Source organism: Eubacterium sp. 3_1_31, from assembly GCF_964249515.1.
Classification (GTDB): domain Bacteria; phylum Bacillota_I; class Bacilli_A; order Erysipelotrichales; family Erysipelotrichaceae; genus Longicatena; species Longicatena caecimuris.
Window position 1 is genome coordinate 63,989 of record NZ_CAXUBY010000007.1, and the last position, 18,292, is coordinate 82,280.

An 18,292-nucleotide genomic window follows, 5' to 3' on the forward strand; every position below is an offset into this window, starting at 1 on the left:
GATACGATGGTAAGAAATGGATCTTCCCTTTAGAAATGGTAAAAAAACTCTAGTTTCTACTTGCTATATGTTGTATAATGTGGTAGATTGTGCAAATAGTGCTTATAGGAAGCAATGAAAAAAGGAGTATTGTATATGTTTAAAAGCGTACAGTATGTAGTAAAAGAAAACTTCTCTAACTTATATCGTATATTTTGCATCGCGAAGTATGAATTACTTGCGGATATGCGTGACTCTAAGTTTGGATTATTTTGGAATTTTGCATCACCGGCAATTCAGGTGCTTACATATTTCCTGATTTTTGGTTTGGCATGGTCAAGAAAACCTATCAAACATGACGGTATTGAAATTAATTATCTGCCTTGGTTGGTCGTTGGGTATGCTGCATGGTGGTTTATTCAGCCATGTATCCAGAATGGTTGTAATGCCATTTTCTCCAAAACCAGCGTTATCACCAAAATGAAATTCCCTGTCAGTGTCTTACCGGCAACGATTTGTGCGAAGGAATTCTTTAATCACCTTTGTATGATGCTGATTGCAATCGTGATGTTATTTATGTGCGGTTTCTTCCCGAATGTATATTGGTTAGGGTTGATTTATTTTACGATCTGTTCCTTTATGTTCGTTGAATCTGTCACCTTGATCTTATCCGTCTTAACGATGTTGTGGAGAGATGTCAGAAAACTGGTAACTTCGCTAATGCGAATGCTGATGTATTTTTCACCCGTTATTTGGGAATGTCATTTTGCGGCAAGTGTTCCATTTCATAATATCCTAAACATTATTATGAAATTAAATCCGGTGTATTATATCGTAAATGGCTACCGTGATTGTATTTTCTATAACCGATGGATATTTGCTCACCCGGCACAGACGATTTATTTCTGGGGAGTAACGATTGTCTTATTTGTAATTGGCTGTATGCTGATGTATAAGTTTAAACGTAAGTTCATTGACTTAATTTAGGCAGGTGATAAGAATGGCAAAAAATACATATGAAACAAACCCTTATGCGGTAGAATTACATCATATTTCTAAAATTTATAAATTAAAGAAAAAAGACGGACAAAAGTCAAATGATAATGAAAGCTTTTATGCGTTAAGAGATATTAGTATCAAAGTTGAAAAAGGCGATGTTGTTGGTGTGTTAGGAACCAATGGTTCCGGTAAATCAACGTTATCCGTTATTTTAGCCGGTATATCCGATATCGATGGCGGGGAAATGAATGTTAGTGGAGAACAAGCCTTAATTTCCATCAATACAGGGCTGAATCAACAATTGACCGGCTTAGAAAATATCAACGTTAAGGGTGCTTTGATGGGCCTTTCTAAAAAACGTATTCAAGAAATTACAGAGGATGTTATTGAATTCGCAGAATTAGGCGATTTCTTATATCAGCCGGTAAAAAAATATTCCAGCGGTATGAAATCAAGACTTGGTTTTTCAATATCTCTGGCATTGGATCCGGATATCTTTATTGTCGATGAAGCCTTATCCGTAGGAGATAAAGGATTCGCCCAGAAATGTATGAATCGTATGAAAAAACTGCGTGATGAACAAGGAAAGACAATCTTCTTTATCTCACATGCATTGCCACAGGTACGAGAATTCTGTAAGACGGGAATGTGGATTGAAGGTGGAAAGCTTATTGAATTTGGGGAAATTAATGAAGTATGTGACCACTATTCAGAGTATGTAGATAAATTGAATGCAATGAGTGATAAAGAAAAGAAAAAAATGTTAAACGAAAAATTTGAACAGCGAATCATTCATAACTATAAAGAGGGATTCTTATCTAAATTATTCACGAAAAAATAAAGCAACAACATCGTTGTTGCTTTTGCTCTATAGTTGAAAGGGAAAGAACATGCAATGAAAGGAGTTTTTTATGGATAAAGCAGTTGAAAATACAACGACGAGATTAGTGTGGCTAGACCAATTAAAAGCTATTTCCATGTATTTCGTCGTTTTAGGTCATTCACTGTTAAAGTTTAAAGAAGGAAAAGTATTTCGTTTTATTTATTCCTTCCATATGCCATTATTTTTCATGATATCCGGCTTAACATTTCGTCCTGATAAATATACGACTATCATGGATTGTGTGAAAGATAAAATCATAAAACTAGCTCATCCCTACATCATGTTAAATATATTATCCTTGCCTTTTTGGTACATCAACATGAAAACCCATATGATCCAACCGGATTCTTTGATAGAAGTTTTATTCGGTGTCTTCTATTCCAATAGCGCCGTTGTCAGAGCTCCATCCAATGCGACATGGTTTTTAATGACCTTATTATTTGCTGAGGTTATTTATTATATGATACATTATTATTTAAAAGATGATAAATCGGTCTTCTTAATGTCGTGTATCTTGGGTGTCATCGGTGTTATGGCACCGTTGGGAAAAGAGTTTTTGGATGCTCCATTCCATTTTGATGTATCTTTAGTTGCGCAATTTTATTATGGTTGTGGCTATCTGATAAGAAAGTATTTTACAAATTTCATGAATGCCTTTAAGGAGCATTATCGCTTTAAAATCTTTCTGTTGTTCTGTGTGGGAACCTTTTCGGCATTTATCAATAAGCAAGTAGATATGAGCAATGAACTGTATCGCAATATCACCTATATGCTGATTAGTTCCTTCTCGTTATCCTTCATTCTCATCTTTCTTGCGAAAAAGTTTAATTTCCACTCGAAGCTATTATCCTATATCGGACAGAATACCATTATCATATTAGCTTTGCACATCCCTATGTTACGTATTCTCCAGGCGGCTTTCCCGATTTTTTTAACAAGTCAGTTTTATGCCGTGTTAGCATCCATCATCATATACTTCATCATGGTGATATTTATATGGTTTATTAATCGTTATTTATATTTTATAGTAAAAATGCCAAAAAGGTTCCAAAACATAATTCATCGATTTTAAGAACGGAGTGAAAAGATGCAGGCAATTATTAAGCTAGGTACCGCAGCCTTAAATGTTTTATATTTTTTCATAAAACTTTTACCGGTAAAAAATAAAGTTGTCATGATATCCCGACAGTCAAATACACCATCCATAGATTTCATCTTGTTGAAAAAAGCTCTTCAACAACAAGATGCATCCGTCGATGTCGTGTTTTTATGTCACACCTTAGATGGCGGATTAAAATCATCGTACAAAGATAAAATCAAATATGCCTTTCATATGTTGAAGCAGATGAAAGAGATTGCCAGCAGTAAAGTGGTCGTCTTAGATACCTATTGTATCGTCATCTCCCTTTTGAAACATAGACGTTCTTTAAAAATCATTCAGATGTGGCATTCGATAGGAACGATGAAAAAATTTGGTTATACCGCATTGGATACGGCAGAAGGAACAAGTACGAAGATTGCGAAGGCCATGCGCATGCATGAACAGTATTCCTATGTATTCGCCAGTTCCCCTGCTTATCAAGCCGATTTAGCAAAGGGATTTCATTGCCCTGAAGACATTGTACGCATTTATCCTTTGCCAAGAGTGGATATCTTAACCGATGCTTCTTATAAACAAGAAATGCGTAAAAAGCTATATCAAAAATATCCAATCTTGAAAGAAAAGCAAGTTATTTTATATGTTCCGACATTTAGAAAAAAGGAAACGATGATGCAGACATATGTTGATAAACTGTGTGATGCCTTATATGATGATCAGATCCTAGTGGTAAAACGGCATCCATTATCAAAGCTGACGATTCACAATCCACATGTATTGGTTGATACTTCCTTTACCTCCTTTGATATGTTGTTTGTTGCCGATGCTGTTATCAGTGATTATTCTTGTATTATTTATGAAGCGGCTTTATTAAATATCCCTCTGTATTTTTATAATTTTGATATGCAAAATTACACCGGTAAACGAGGTCTTGCGATTGACTATGAAAACGAGCTTCCCGGAGTCATCAGTAAAGATCCTAAAGTCATTATTGATGCTATTGAAAAAGAGCCGTATGATATGGATGAATTACAACGCTTCTGCAAAAAATATGTGGTATATGATGGGAACACCAGTCTTCATATTGCCGATTTTATATTGAATTTGATGAAAGAAGGAAACGATGCACATGAATAAAGTTATCATAACCGATATGTATTGGCATAATATTTATCTGACATTATCTTTACAAGGGGATGCCATCAAGGACTGCCATTTTTATGTGACGGATTTAAAAAAAGTATATCCTCTAGAACAACCTGTAGACAATAAGCTGACGATAAATATGGTAAACATTAATGAAACCAAACTTTTAGATAATGGGAAATGGTATTTTTATTATGAAAAAGATCATGAAAAATATTATCTCAGTATCACAGCGGCATGTGGATACAAACTGGAACAATTGGATAAGCTGTATCGTTATGGCCAAGAATGCTATGCCTATGCCATTAATTTTCAGATTAGCGATATAGCGGTTTTACAGAAAAAAGCGCCGCAGACTCCTTCGGTCATCCATGGGGATGAAGAAGATTTGATTTTATGTGCCTTTACCACCTATATGAAAAGAAATGACCATCCCAATCGAAAAGATGTGCGCTTAGAATCAAAATCCTTGAAACAAGGATGCCGAAAAGTAGCTTTTATTCTTACCAAAGCGGCGATCAGAGGGATTTTTGCGGTATTAAGCAGCTGTCGTAAAAAGGATGGCAAACATGTGCTCTTCATGTCTGAAACAAGAACACCGATTGGCGGTAATTTAAAAGCGATTGATGATCGTATGAAAGAACGCGGCTTAGATAAAACTTTTAAAATAAGTTATTCTTTCTCAAAAACCTTGCAGCAAAGCAAGTTTAAAACTTTTTTTACATGGTCAAGACTGTTGTGGCTCATTGCGAAACAGGACTATATTTTTGTGGATGACTATGTCCCTATTTTTAAAACGATTACTTTAAGCTCTAAAACAAAACTGATACAGGCATGGCATGCCGGAGTCGGCTTTAAATCGGTAGGATATTCACGTTTTGGAAAAGCCGGCTCACCATTACCGAAAGATTCATGTCATCGTAAATATGATTATGCCTTAGTAGGCAGTAAAGGCTTAATTCCGGTATATGAAGAAGTTTTCGGAATTGATCGTTCGCACTTTTTAGCAACCGGATTGCCACGTTTGGATAATTATTTAGATGAAGAACGTATAAATGCTTATAAAAGGAAATTCTATCAGGATTTCCCGGAATTAAAAGGTCGTAAGATCATCATGTTTGCGCCAACCTATCGAGGAAATACGCAAAGTGATGCATATTATCCATTTGATAAGATTGACATGGATGGTATTGCAAAGCTTTGTGAACAAGACTATGCCTTTATCTTTAAGATGCATCCTTTCATTCAGGAAAAAGTGGATATTCCTGTTGCTTATGCAACCTATGTGAAAGATCTGTCACAATATGGTGATATCAATGATATGTTTTATATTACGGATATCTTAATTACAGATTTTTCAAGTAATATTTATGAATTTGCGTTACATAAAAAGCCAATCATTTTCTATGCGTTTGATAAAGATTATTATCAGCTGCGCCGAGGGGTGCATCGCAGTTTGGATGATGCGTGCGGCAAGGTGTGTACAACGTTTGATGAGGTCTTATCGACTATTCGTAATAAAACTTTTGAAATGGAAAAACTGGCTGCATTTATTGAAGAATGCTTTGATACACATGAGAAACTGTCGAGTGATATCGTGATAGACAGCATCCTTTTACATGAGAAAGGCGAGAGGTGTTGAGTATGGATGAAAGAAAACTGACAATTGTATTGACGATGCAGAATGGGGTAGAAGGGCTAGCGAAAACATTAGAAAGCCTGCGCCAACAAAAAGAGAAAGCTTTTCAGCTTATCCTTGTCTGTGCGCCAAAAGATAGGGAAACGGTTGAAAAAGTAGCATTGTCATCTTTTCATGCAAAGCTTATCGAAAGTGATGCCAACCTGCGGGGAGCCTTATTGAATCAGGCGATGCAATATGTTGATACATCTTATGTGATGTTTATGGAAACCGGCGATACGATAAATCATCATTTCATCAAGAAAGCAATGAAAGTAATGGAAGAAAATCCTGCGGCTACCTTTGTTGTCGGTAAATCCTATTGCAATAACCCATTGATGACAAAAACACGCAAACAGCACATTTTAAGCAAACTTTTTATTGAAGAAGACACTGTCTATGATCTGTCACAGGAGTATTCTGCTTTACATACTGCTTTAGATTCTTCCATCTTTCATAGTGAAATGATCAAACGGATAGGATTTAATGAAACCCTGCCATTTGAAGCAGGCACCGATATGGTGATGAAGCTTCTATTAGAAAAACCGGTTTATGCCACCGTAGCAAAAGCGGAATATGAATACTTTGCGCCACGTGAAAATCAAGTGCTTTATCATGTCCCATCCCATGATGCACGTTGGTATCATGAATCTTTGCAGAGCTATCTTATCCCATTGTTAGAATATGCGAAAAAAACCCAGAAAACGATTCCGGCCTTTTTACAAAATTATTGTGTCTATTATGTAAATTGTCGAATGATGGCCAATAAAGATAATCGCAATAAAAAAGTCGTCTTAGGGAAAAAACTAGATACGTATTTAGACTTAGTCCAAACATTATTTCTACAGATTGATGATTATTATCTCTTGAATCAAGATGAATTGTCCTATATGACAAAAAATCCAGAGATTCGTTGCATGTATTTGCGTATCAAATATGGAAAAGACCAAGTGGCATACACCTATCAAAGTGTTTTGGATGAGGAGAATGAGCGGGATGTAGAAATGTGTTTTCATGGTTTGCGCATCTCTTCTTTGAATAAACATCGCTTTACGATCAATGTCATGAATTACATTCAGGGAAAGGTTTGGATCGATGGTTCATTAATCAGTATCTTTCAGCATGGGAAGGTAGAATATTACGCAAAATTTAATGGGAAAGAATATCCGGTAGTAGATACTGATGCATATTCCTTAACAAAATACTTTGGGGTCCCAGGATATCGCCGTCTCACATATCATCTGGAATTTCCTTTAGATGAGAAAAAAGCAATGCAGAGAATTACCTTCTATGCCCGCATTCAGGGAGAAGAATATCAGATGAAGATTTCATTTGCGAATCATTGGGCAAAACTATCCAAGACACCGCGGTATTCCTACTGGCGCTTCCATAAATATTTATGTCATCATGCCGATAATGGTATTACCATTAAAAAAGCGACGAAGACAAATGTCATAAAACGAGAGATACAATTCCAATTAAATTTAATTAAAAACCATCATAAAAAGGATTTTGCGGCTTTAGGCTTTCGTTGGTTATATTGGATCACGTATCCATGGTATAAGAATAAACGCATTTGGCTCATGTTGGATAAGCTGTATAAAGGCGGAGACAGTTGTGAGTATTTATACCGCTATAGTGCCAAATTTGATGATGGCATCACGAAGTATTATTTGATTAATGAAAATACAAGTGATTATCGAAAGTTGAAGGAAGATGGCTATACGCCTTTAAAGAACGGCTCGTTAAAGCATAAACTTGTTTTTGTCCATGCCGATATTGTCTTAATAACGAATTCTCATTTATTCCCATTCAATGGCTATAATAAGAGTACTTCTAAATATATCAGAGGCTTATGTAACTTTGGCTCCATGTGTCTGCAGCATGGATTATCGGTGCAAAAGTGTGCAATCGCCCAGCGCCGTATCATTGATAATACCCTAATGTATTTTTTAGCAAGTAAGTTTGAGTATGAAAATTTATCCAAACATGCCTATGGCTATCAGGGATTTGATATTTTGAAGTTAACCGGAATCGGACGTTATGACGGCTTAATTAATAACGATAAGAAACAGATTTTATTATCACCGACATGGCGTATGTACAACGCCTTGCCTGTAACAACCAGTGAAGGTGAACAAAGAGGCTATAATCCGGAATTTAAAAATTCAACATATTTCCATGTGTATAACGATTTAATCAACAATGAACGATTATTACGTTGTGCAAAAGCTTATGGATATAAGATTAAATTCTTGCTGCATCCAATCTTAAGTTCGCAGCTTGAGGACTTTACCAAAAATGATGAATTAGAAGTTATTCCTTCCGTTGGTGATCTGAGCTATGAAAAAATCTTAACCGAATCCAGCTTAATGGTTACCGATTATTCCGGTGTGCAATTTGACTTTGCGTATATGCGAAAACCGATTGTGTATTTCCATCCGGATGTTTTACCGCCACATTATGATGATGGTATCTTCTTCTACGATACGATGGGCTTTGGTGAAATATGTACAAAGAGTGAGCAGCTGATTGATATGTTATGTGAATATATGAAAACAGGCTGTGCCATGAAAGAGGAGTATCGCAAGCGCGCAGATAATTTCTATGCTCAAAATGATCATCATAATTGTGAGCGAATTTATCAGGAAATCATGAAATTCCAGAAACAAATTGACATTGATAAGCTGCGTGTTTAGATGATATATTACGAAATCGTCAGTTGTTAGAACCTCTGTTTAGGAGTATAATAAGGCTGATGAAAACAGATACATACGAGGAGGATTCATATGAATATAGCAATCATTTTTGCCGGTGGCAGCGGGGTACGTATGGGTGCCGGAATGCCAAAACAATTTTTAGAAATCAATGGGAAACCAATCATTATCCATACCTTGGACAATTTTCAAAATAGTCCATCCATTGATAAGATTTATATTTCTTGCAAAAAAGACTATATCACGACATTACAAGATCTGACAAAACGTTTTGCGATTACGAAGGTGTGTGGCATTGTGGAAGGTGGAAGCAATGGACAGGATTCCATCTATCGCGCATTGCGTGCAGCGGATGCAGAAAATGACAAGGATGCCATCGTCTTGATTCATGATGGAGTACGCCCGTTTGTCAGTGAAGAAGTGATCCAGAAAAACATTGAATGTGTAAAGCAGCATGGCAGTGCTGTTACCTGTACCTCTTTCTTTGAAACACCGATTTTAAGTAAAGGCGGCGAAGAAGTAGAAGAGATGCCATTGAAAAAAGAAATGTTTACAGCACAGGCACCACAGAGCTTTTACTTAGGTGAAATCATGGAGGCGCATAAGAAAATGCGGGAACTAAATCCAGACTATGTTGATATTGCCGATTCTTGTAACTTATATAAAAATCTGGGTAAGAAAATGTACATCGTTGAAGGAAATCGCGGAAATATTAAAGTAACGACGCCGGAAGATTTCTATATTTTACGAGCATTATTGCAATATCGTGAAAATGAGCAGATCTTAGGCTTAAAATAGATTGAGGAGGCTAGGCTACTATGAATCCAATAGTAAAAGAAGATTTACAACGTATCTGCGCACAGGATATCGCTTGGGATAAATTAAAAGATGCCGCCGTTTTGGTTACCGGTGCCAGCGGAATGGTAGGAACCTATTTTGTGCGGACCGTTTTAGCATTAAATGAAACAAGAAAGATGAATGCTACGGTTATCTGCGTTGTGCGTAATCCCAAAAAGATACCGGAAGATATAGCAAACAATTCGGCCGTAACAATTGTGGCACATGATGTAAGTAAGCCGATGGTATATGATGGAAAGGTTGATTATATCATTCATGCCGCAAGCCCTGCCAGTCCATTGATCATGCGCGAAGATCCGGTAGGTACGATTGCGGCTAACACACTTGGAGCTTTCTATACGCTAAGTTTAGCGAAAGAGAAGAATGCCAAAGGCTATATGTTTATTTCTTCCCGCGAAATTTATGGACAGCCAGATGAAAACCAGGAATTCTTCTATGAAAATACGTATGGTCTTGTGGATCCATTAGATGCTAGATCATGCTATCCTGAAGGGAAAAAAGCGGCTGAAACCATGTGTGCTTCCTTCCATAAGCAGTATGGTTTAAATACGAAAATTGCACGATTAGCCCATACATATGGTCCAGGCATGTCCATTTATGATGGCCGTGTCCAGGCGGACTTCTTGAAGAATGTCCTATTCAATGAAGATATTGTATTAAAAAGTGATGGATCCAGTGTGCGAACTTACACCTATATCGCAGATGCCATTGCCGGAATGTGGCGCATTTTACTAAATGGGGAAGAACTGGCATACAACATTGGAGATGAAAACGGAAAAGTTTCTATTCGTGAATTGGCTGAATTGTTAGTGAAGATAAATCCCGAGAAACATTTAAAGTTATGCTTTGATATTCCTAAGGATGCGAACACAGGATGTGCACCGTTTACCATGGGAATCTTATCGAGTGAACGCTTGCGCGAGCTTGGTTGGCAACCACTTAACACAATTGAAGAAGGATTTACAAGAACATTACGTTATTTGGAGTATGAAAAAGCAAACGGAAGATTATAACAACTTAAGTCTTACGGCTGCCATGATCTTATAAGATTGGTAAGCAATTAGACTTTTTCTTTTCTTCATAAAAGAATGGGGTGTTTTTATCGCGTGATTGTTATCTTCATATAGAAAGAGTAAAAAAGATAAGTAATTAAGGAAAGTTAAGATGTGTCGTATGAAACTAGGAGTATAATGCAGGTGGCAGGTGGTCATATGAAAGTAATGAAGAAGGGTATGGTATTGTTATGTGTATGTTTTTGTTTCTTCTTAAAAGGGAATACGCAAAGGGAAATCTTTGCGGAAAACCTCGATCAATGTACAACTGCACAAAGTGATGGAATCCAAGGCTTTTATGAAGAAAAAGAGAATAGCTTAGATATCTTATTTCTTGGTGATAGTAATTTTACTCGCTCCATCAATCCTTTGATCGTATGGAAACAAACAGGTATCACCTCCTATACACTGGCTAGTGCGACACAAACAACATGGACCAGTACTTACCTATTAAAAAGCGCCTTGCGCTATCAAAAGCCAAAAGTGTTGATTATTGACGCAAATTTATTTCGTGCTCAAAATGAAGGAAGATTAGCGCGTAATTGCGCGGCAATCAATGCCATGAAACCAGAGAAAGAACGCATGCAAGCTATACGACATTTGCTTTCTTATACGGATACCAGTATGGATGAACAAACCAAAGCAACGTTACTTCACTCCTATGTAAGAGATGTCATACGAAAACGTTTGAAGCCAACAAAACAGCAACTAGATAGTAAACATACAACACATGGTTTCATCATGAATACCAAAATAGAACCATTCTATGATCATGATTATATGCAGAATAATGAACAGATAACAGAGCTTGATGCAATCAATCAACAAGGGGTGAAAGAGCTGATCAGACTTGCGAAAGAACAGAAAATGCAAATCTTATTGTTGCGCGTACCGGGTGCTCGAGAATGGTCCTTTTCCAGAGCGCGTTTGGTAAGTAAATTTGCTGAAAAAGAACAGGTCGATTATCTGGATATGAACTTAGAACCCTATTCATCTAAGATCAACTGGTTAACGGACACAAAAGATGGCGGTTATCATATGAATGTATATGGGGCGGAGAAGGTAAGTGGCATGATCGCCGCTTATATTCAGCAATCTTATGGTATCAGCGGTAATAAAGACAGTGAAGTGAACAAGCAATTTCAGAGGGATTATAACCATTATCAAGATAGGAAACAGCACAATCAAAAAGAAAAAATTGAGAATGATTTTACCTAAAAAATAAAGAAAGCCTTTACAGTTGAATGAATTCACACATCTTTCGCATAATGAATATAGTAACTGTATGCATTTCTTAATTTCATTTGTAATTAAGAGACAAATATTGTAAAATTAATATGTTACTGAGAGGAGTAAGCGAGTATATGATAAACGAATTCAAGAACAAGAAAGAGTTTCAAGAAGAGTTTAAAAGAAGAATTATTGAACGCTACGGCCGTTCTATCGAACAGGCGCACATAACAGAAAAATACATGGTTTTAGGGGAAATGGTTAGAGATTATGCCAGTGTTCACTGGAACGACTCTAAGAATGCCATCGCAGAGAAGAAAAGCAAGCAGATGTACTATTTCTCTATGGAATTCTTAATGGGACGTCTTCTGACAAACAATCTGATGAACCTCGGTATCTATGATTTAGTCAAAGAAGGTTTAGCTGATCTGGATCTGGATATTAATGAACTTGAAAACCTGGAAAGTGATGCAGGATTAGGAAATGGAGGTCTGGGAAGACTGGCTGCCTGTTTCCTGGATTCTTTAGCATCTTTGAATTTACCGGGTAATGGAAACTGTATTCGTTATGAATATGGATTATTTAAACAGAAAATTGTAAATAATGAACAGGTAGAAGTACCTGATCAATGGCTGTCTTTAGGTAACGTTTGGGAAGTGCGAAAACCAAAGCATGCAGTCAATGTTAAATTCGGCGGTCATGTGGACATGTGGATGGGAGAAGATGGCAAGGCGGTTGTAAACCATGTGCCAAGCTTGGTTGTTCGTGCGGTTCCATATGATGTACCTGTGGTTGGCTATGATACGAAACTGACCAATACGTTACGTCTGTGGAGTGCAGAAGTTGCCGATGATGCATGTGATGCGGCTAACTTGAATGAATATGTAAACGAAGTTCGTGAAATCTGCCGTAATGTTTATCCGGATGATTCTACCGAACATGGAAAATTATTGCGTTTGAAACAGCAATATTTCTTTGTTGCGGCAGGATTAAATAACATTATAGATGCGCATTTACGCGTATACGGAACATTGGACAACTTTGCGGAAATGAATGCCATTCAGTTGAATGATACCCATCCAGTATTGTGTATTCCGGAAATGATGCGTATCTTGTTGGATGATTTCCGTTACGAATGGGATGATGCTTGGAAAATCGTAACAGATACAATGGCATATACGAATCATACCGTTTTAAGTGAAGCATTGGAAAAATGGCCGATTCAGTATGTACAAGATTTATTGCCACGTATTTATATGATTATCGAAGAAATCGATCGTCGTTTCAAATATGCCTGCTCTCATGATTTAGGACGTTCTGATTTAATGAATGAATGTTGTGTAATCAAGGATGGACAGGTGCATATGGCAAACCTTGCCATCATCGGTTCGCACAGTGTGAATGGTGTTGCGGCTTTGCATACGAAAATCTTAAAAGAAGATGTAATGAAGAACTTCAATGATTTATATCCTGGCAAATTCAACAATAAGACGAATGGTATCACACATCGTCGTTGGTTGTTGTATTCTAATCCACAATTAACACAGTTGTTAGAAAAGACCATTGGTCCTGCATTCAAAAAACATCCTGAAAAATTAGAAGATCTGATGAAGTATGTAGATAACAGCGAAGTTCAGAAGAAATTCATGGATGTGAAGATGGAACGTAAGAAAATACTTGCGAAGTACATTAAGGATACCTTGAACATTGACATTGATGTAAATTCCATCTTTGATGTACAGGCAAAACGTTTACATGCTTATAAACGTCAGCTGTTAAATGTGATGAACATCATTCATCTCTATTTCCGTATGAAAGCAGATCCTAACTTCCGTATTTATCCTAGAACCTTTATCTTTGCCGCAAAAGCAGCACCTTCCTATACCTTCGCGAAGGAAGTTATTAAGCTGATTCATTGTGTGGCTGATAAGGTAAATAACGATAGTGATATTAACCGTTATATGAAGGTCGTATTCATTCCGAATTATGGGGTATCCATTGCGGAAATCCTGATGAATGCTGCCGATGTATCAGAACAAATTTCTACAGCCGGTAAAGAAGCAAGTGGTACCGGTAATATGAAGTTTATGATGAATGGTGCGATTACCTTAGGTACGATGGATGGTGCTAATGTGGAAATCGTAGAACGTGTCGGCTATGAGAATGCTGAAATCTTCGGTCTTCGTGCAGATGATGTGGCCTTGATTCGTCATGAAAATTCTTATGATGTTTGGAAAAAATACAATCAAAACGGTGATATTCAGAAGGTTGTCAATAGCTTGGTAGACAGTACCTTCTCAAATGATCCTAGAGATTTCAAGCAGATTTATAATGAACTGATGTTCAAAAATGATGAATATCTGTTGTTGGCAGACTTTGAAGCTTATGTGCATGCGCAGGGCAATATTGAACAGCGCTATCGTAATGCAGAAGCATGGGCAAGAATGTGTCTGATAAATATCGCACAGTCTGGCTATTTCTCAAGTGATCGTACGATCCATGAATATGCACGTGATATTTGGAATATTAAACCGGTGACGGTTAAATAAGAAAGATTTTTCCTTGGGAACAATCAACTGGGAGGTATGGCAATTGCACTATTTCGCAATCGTGTCATGCTTCCTTTTTTTATGCTTAAATTTACTCATATGGCTATTTTTTTCTTCATAAACACGGGAAAGAATGCTTGCCAAATACATAATTTCAAGCATTCACATAAATGAGGGGCGATAAGCTTAATTCTGCAATGTGCTATTGCTACATCCCAGCTTATCAAAAAGGATAAGTGCGGTAACGAACGCTTACGCAAACAGGTATTCTGTTCCCTTGATGCATAAAGGTGTTTTTATGAAGTGTTAACGATGGAAAAGGGCATTGATACACGCATGCCTTGAGGATACTTACTTTATAAAAAGCTGTATTTGCAATTTTATGTGAATTTCGTTAAAATAATAGGCAACAGAAAAGGGGTAATGAAGATGGAGTTAAAAGAAAAGTTAATCACAAGTGTTGAAAAAAACTTAGATACTTATATGTCCTATGTACAACATATGTACGATCATCCGGAAATCGGTAATGAAGAATTTGAAACGATGGAGTTGTTAAGTGAAGGGTTATTATCTTTTGGTTTTGAAACGCAAAAGGCTTTCGTTGTGCCAACTGGTTTTCAAGCAGTGTATAAAAGTAGTAAGGTAGGTCCGGTAATTGCATATTTATGCGAATATGATGCTTTGCCGGAAGTGGGACATGGTTGCGGACATAATTTGATTGCGGCAACATCCATCGCTGCGGGAGTGGCCCTAAAAGAAATCATTGATGATATCGGCGGAGAAATACGTGTGATAGGAACACCGGCAGAAGAGAATTTCGGTGGGAAAGTGTCTATGGCGAATGCGCATGTTTTTGACGATGTGGATGTGGCGATGATGATTCATCCAGATACGGAAGATGGAGTCGGGGGCAGAACTTTGGCATTGTTACCATTGAAGTTTGAATTTTATGGTGTAAATACACATGGTTGTTCACCTGAGCATGGAAAATCAGCCTTGGATGCAGCGGTTATGAGCTATATCGGCATTAATCTGCTACGCCAATATGCACTGCCAAATACATATATTCACGGTATTATTCGTGATGGTGGTGAAGCTGCCAATGTCATTCCGGCCTATGCCAGTTTGGAATATTATTTCCGTGGAACCTCTATGCAGTATGTAAAAGAGCTCAGTCAGCGAGCAATTGATTGTGTTGAGGGAGCTTGTAAAGCGAGTGGCTGTACCTATCAGGTAACGACATATGAATGCCCTTATGAAGACTGTGTCATAAATTATACCTTATGTGATTTGTTGAAAGAAGAATATGTGGCATTAGGCAGAACGGATGTGAAACCGGTAGATGAGGTGCCAAATGGCTCTAGTGATATCGGAAGTGTCAGCTATTGTTGCCCGGCATTGCATGGCTATATCAAGATTGCCGATGCATGCGTCAATGGACATTCAAAAGAAATGGCGGCAGCTACGATTCATGAGGCAGGAAGAAAAGCTTTACGTGATGGTGCCATCGCATTGGCGAATCTTGGAAGAAGATTACTCATGGAAGAAGATTTATTACGAAAGGTACAGGATGAATTTCATAAAACGCTAAAACGTTAAAGGAATCATCCTTTTTCTAAGGAACAATATGAGGTAAGATGCAACTGGTTATTAAAGATGTAAGCATGTATGCATACAAACGATGAAAAGATGCCGTTAGTTTTTTAGCAGAAATGATATTAAAATAAGGTGCTTTGCTAGGAAATTCCACTTGAGAATGATAAAAAGAAGAAAGTCTGTTATAATAAGGTCAAGGTGATAAAATATGCGACAACAGAAATATTATGAAGCTTATCTGGATGACTTTGATAAGATAACTGTATTTATGTCTCGTAACAGCTATGAAGGTGTCAGTAATAAGTTTTATTTGAAAGACACCAGAGGACATGTTTATGATCTCCATATTCAGTCCATTGAAACAACTCATAGCAACTACAATAAATATACGTTGGCTCTTTATGATTCCATTGAAATAGGAAATGAGTATTATGTAGTGCATCAACATGCACGCGCTACCGTCTTACAATACAGCGCTGTTGTAAAAACAGCGAAATTTGATGAATTGTTTTATTATGATGGGGATGATTTAGGCTATACGTATAATGAAAAAGCCACATCTTTTGCATTATGGGCACCTACAGCTTATCGTGTAAAGTTAGAAATCATGAAAAATGATGTTACGTATACGTATGAGATGAAACGTAGTGAACATGGGGTATTTCGTTATTCGATATTAGAAAATTTAGAAAATGCGACCTATGTATACCTTGTCAGAGTAAATGGTAAATGGAAAGAGACCATTGACCCATATGGTGTATCTTCCATAGAAAACAGCAGACGTTCGGCTATTGTTGATTTGGCAAAGATTCGTGTAAAGGATTATCCTTTACCGCCATTGCAAAGTTCATGTGATGCAATTGTGTATGAGACAAGTGTGCGTGATTTTACGATGCAAAGCAATATCGGAGTAAGCTGTCCTGGAACTTTTCGTGGATTTGTGGAAGAAAATGAACAAACAAAAAGCATGCAGACGGGTTTTTCTTATTTAAAATCATTAGGCATTACACATGTACAGCTGATGCCGGTCATGGATTTTGGATCTGTTGATGAAATTTATCCATTATTACATTACAATTGGGGATATGATCCGGTCCAATATCGGGTCTTTGAAGGCAGTTACAGCACTGAACCGAATAACCCTTATAGCCGTATATTTGAATTTGTGAAACTGGTGGAAGAATGTCATAAAGCAGGCATTCGTGTCAATTTAGATGTAGTCTTTAATCATGTATATGATAAGGAAGAAAGCTTCTTTGACAAGACAGTCCCTAGTTATTATTTTCAGATGAATGAGCAAGGCGATTTTTCTAATGGTACTTTCTGTGGGAATGATATAGACAGTAAACGTCGCATGTGTGCTAAATATATTATCGATGCTTGCAAATTCTTAGTAAAAACTTATCATATCGATGGATTGCGATTTGATCTCATGGGCATTTTAGATATTGATACCATGAATGCCATCTATCGGGAATGTTGCGCAATTAATACAGATTTTATGATCTATGGGGAAGGTTGGGATATGCCAAGTTTCTTAGATTTCCGTCAGCGTGCAAGCATTGGCAATAATGCTCAAATGCCATTTATCGCACATTTCTCTGATCGTTTCCGAGATGTTGTAAAAGGCCGCACGGCAAGCAATGAAGTAAATGTAAAAGGATATTGCAGTGGCGCATTGTATCTGATTGATATTATGAAAAACTGTTTAAGTGCCAGCTGTACAAATGAAGGAATGGAAGCTATGTTTGCCAATCCTCGAAATGTTGTGAATTATGTGGAATGTCATGATAATATGACTAGCTGGGATAAATTGAAAGAATGCTGTAAGGAAGATAGCAAAGATATCCGCATCGCAAAGCATAAGATGATGATTGCGGCGGTTTTACTAGCACAAGGGATTCCTTTCTTACACAGCGGTCAAGAATTTGCCCGTAGTAAGCATGGATTACCAAATACGTATGAAGAAAGTGATGAGATAAATAAAATAGATTATCTGCGTCGGAATCAGTATCAAGACATCGTGGAATGTACAAAAGAGCTGATTAAGCTGCGTAGAACACATGCCTGTCTGCGTTATTGCCGCAAGGAGGATGTAGAACAGCATGTGCATTTTGATACCATCCAAAATAAGGCATTGATTTACAAACTGCTAGATGATACAGAAGAAATGATCATTCTGTTTAATCCTTCACAGGAGTATTTCACTCACGATATGAATACGGCTTATAAATTATTGTATTACAATGGCAAGGCAGAGGATATTTTGATTCAGAAAGTAAATGTAGAACCATACAGTGTCATTGTCTTTACCAGAAAGCTTTGATGAAAAAAGCGTCTATTGTAAATGTACCTAAAGTTTCCTTTAAGTGATGCTAGTGGTATGTATGACAATAGACGTTTTATTATGAGGGGTAAGCTTTTTATAATAAAAGGTATCTAGATATATGCTATCTAGTATGGGCATATACATCCTTTCCGAATTGTCGTTTGACATTCAAACTTC

Annotated in this window: 12 protein-coding genes; all 12 read left to right on the forward strand. The window is 37.1% G+C overall.

Features of this window, described 5'->3' with window-relative positions; translation table 11 throughout:
* The first annotated feature begins 135 nt into the window (after positions 1 to 135).
* Positions 136 to 966 carry an ABC transporter permease gene (locus ACESSZ_RS04745; RefSeq protein WP_008978200.1) on the forward strand — a complete coding sequence of 277 codons (831 nt, stop codon included), beginning with the start codon at positions 136 to 138 and terminating at the stop codon, positions 964 to 966.
* 13 nt (positions 967 to 979) lie between these two features.
* A complete protein-coding gene (locus ACESSZ_RS04750) occupies positions 980 to 1,819 on the forward strand; it encodes an ABC transporter ATP-binding protein (protein ID WP_008690543.1) in 840 nt (279 codons plus the stop codon).
* A gap of 70 nt (positions 1,820 to 1,889) precedes the next feature.
* On the forward strand, positions 1,890 to 2,933 hold the full coding sequence (locus ACESSZ_RS04755) for an acyltransferase family protein (protein WP_008690545.1): 1,044 nt from the start codon (positions 1,890 to 1,892) through the stop codon (positions 2,931 to 2,933).
* 15 nt (positions 2,934 to 2,948) lie between these two features.
* Complete coding sequence (locus ACESSZ_RS04760; RefSeq protein ID WP_117547943.1) at positions 2,949 to 4,097, forward strand: CDP-glycerol glycerophosphotransferase family protein; 1,149 nt, start codon at positions 2,949 to 2,951, stop codon at positions 4,095 to 4,097.
* Complete coding sequence (locus ACESSZ_RS04765) at positions 4,090 to 5,748, forward strand: CDP-glycerol glycerophosphotransferase family protein (RefSeq protein WP_270355650.1); 1,659 nt, start codon at positions 4,090 to 4,092, stop codon at positions 5,746 to 5,748. The genes ACESSZ_RS04760 and ACESSZ_RS04765 overlap by 8 nt, the downstream gene beginning before the upstream one ends.
* Before the next feature lie 2 nt (positions 5,749 to 5,750).
* On the forward strand, positions 5,751 to 8,483 hold the full coding sequence (locus ACESSZ_RS04770) for a bifunctional glycosyltransferase/CDP-glycerol:glycerophosphate glycerophosphotransferase (protein WP_117547945.1): 2,733 nt from the start codon (positions 5,751 to 5,753) through the stop codon (positions 8,481 to 8,483).
* A 90-nt stretch (positions 8,484 to 8,573) separates the two neighbouring features.
* The gene (locus tag ACESSZ_RS04775; protein ID WP_119983434.1) at positions 8,574 to 9,299 is read left to right on the forward strand and encodes an IspD/TarI family cytidylyltransferase; all 726 of its coding nucleotides are present in this window, start codon (positions 8,574 to 8,576) and stop codon (positions 9,297 to 9,299) included.
* A 20-nt stretch (positions 9,300 to 9,319) separates the two neighbouring features.
* Positions 9,320 to 10,372: an NAD-dependent epimerase/dehydratase family protein gene (locus tag ACESSZ_RS04780; RefSeq protein ID WP_117547947.1), complete on the forward strand. Its 1,053-nt coding sequence runs from the start codon at positions 9,320 to 9,322 to the stop codon at positions 10,370 to 10,372.
* A 198-nt stretch (positions 10,373 to 10,570) separates the two neighbouring features.
* Positions 10,571 to 11,629, forward strand: coding sequence for a hypothetical protein (locus ACESSZ_RS04785; RefSeq protein ID WP_270355651.1), 1,059 nt, complete (start codon positions 10,571 to 10,573; stop codon positions 11,627 to 11,629).
* A gap of 146 nt (positions 11,630 to 11,775) precedes the next feature.
* Complete coding sequence (locus ACESSZ_RS04790) at positions 11,776 to 14,190, forward strand: glycogen/starch/alpha-glucan phosphorylase (RefSeq protein WP_117547949.1); 2,415 nt, start codon at positions 11,776 to 11,778, stop codon at positions 14,188 to 14,190.
* A 429-nt stretch (positions 14,191 to 14,619) separates the two neighbouring features.
* Positions 14,620 to 15,789 (forward strand): M20 family metallopeptidase, encoded by a 1,170-nt coding sequence (locus ACESSZ_RS04795; RefSeq protein WP_117547950.1) that lies wholly within the window; start codon positions 14,620 to 14,622, stop codon positions 15,787 to 15,789.
* A 205-nt stretch (positions 15,790 to 15,994) separates the two neighbouring features.
* The gene (gene pulA / locus ACESSZ_RS04800; RefSeq protein WP_117547951.1) at positions 15,995 to 18,112 is read left to right on the forward strand and encodes a type I pullulanase; all 2,118 of its coding nucleotides are present in this window, start codon (positions 15,995 to 15,997) and stop codon (positions 18,110 to 18,112) included.
* The last annotated feature ends 180 nt before the right edge of the window (positions 18,113 to 18,292 follow it).

What these genes read in the sequence shown, in the direction of transcription:
- ACESSZ_RS04745 (WP_008978200.1), top strand. Translation starts at nt 136, where the DNA reads ATGTTTAAAAGCGTACAGTATGTAGTAAAAGAAAACTTCTCTAACTTA.
- ACESSZ_RS04750 (WP_008690543.1), top strand. Translation starts at nt 980, where the DNA reads ATGGCAAAAAATACATATGAAACAAACCCTTATGCGGTAGAATTACAT.
- ACESSZ_RS04755 (WP_008690545.1), top strand. Translation starts at nt 1,890, where the DNA reads ATGGATAAAGCAGTTGAAAATACAACGACGAGATTAGTGTGGCTAGAC.
- ACESSZ_RS04760 (WP_117547943.1), top strand. Translation starts at nt 2,949, where the DNA reads ATGCAGGCAATTATTAAGCTAGGTACCGCAGCCTTAAATGTTTTATAT.
- ACESSZ_RS04765 (WP_270355650.1), top strand. Translation starts at nt 4,090, where the DNA reads ATGAATAAAGTTATCATAACCGATATGTATTGGCATAATATTTATCTG.
- ACESSZ_RS04770 (WP_117547945.1), top strand. Translation starts at nt 5,751, where the DNA reads ATGGATGAAAGAAAACTGACAATTGTATTGACGATGCAGAATGGGGTA.
- ACESSZ_RS04775 (WP_119983434.1), top strand. Translation starts at nt 8,574, where the DNA reads ATGAATATAGCAATCATTTTTGCCGGTGGCAGCGGGGTACGTATGGGT.
- ACESSZ_RS04780 (WP_117547947.1), top strand. Translation starts at nt 9,320, where the DNA reads ATGAATCCAATAGTAAAAGAAGATTTACAACGTATCTGCGCACAGGAT.
- ACESSZ_RS04785 (WP_270355651.1), top strand. Translation starts at nt 10,571, where the DNA reads ATGAAAGTAATGAAGAAGGGTATGGTATTGTTATGTGTATGTTTTTGT.
- ACESSZ_RS04790 (WP_117547949.1), top strand. Translation starts at nt 11,776, where the DNA reads ATGATAAACGAATTCAAGAACAAGAAAGAGTTTCAAGAAGAGTTTAAA.
- ACESSZ_RS04795 (WP_117547950.1), top strand. Translation starts at nt 14,620, where the DNA reads ATGGAGTTAAAAGAAAAGTTAATCACAAGTGTTGAAAAAAACTTAGAT.
- pulA (WP_117547951.1), top strand. Translation starts at nt 15,995, where the DNA reads ATGCGACAACAGAAATATTATGAAGCTTATCTGGATGACTTTGATAAG.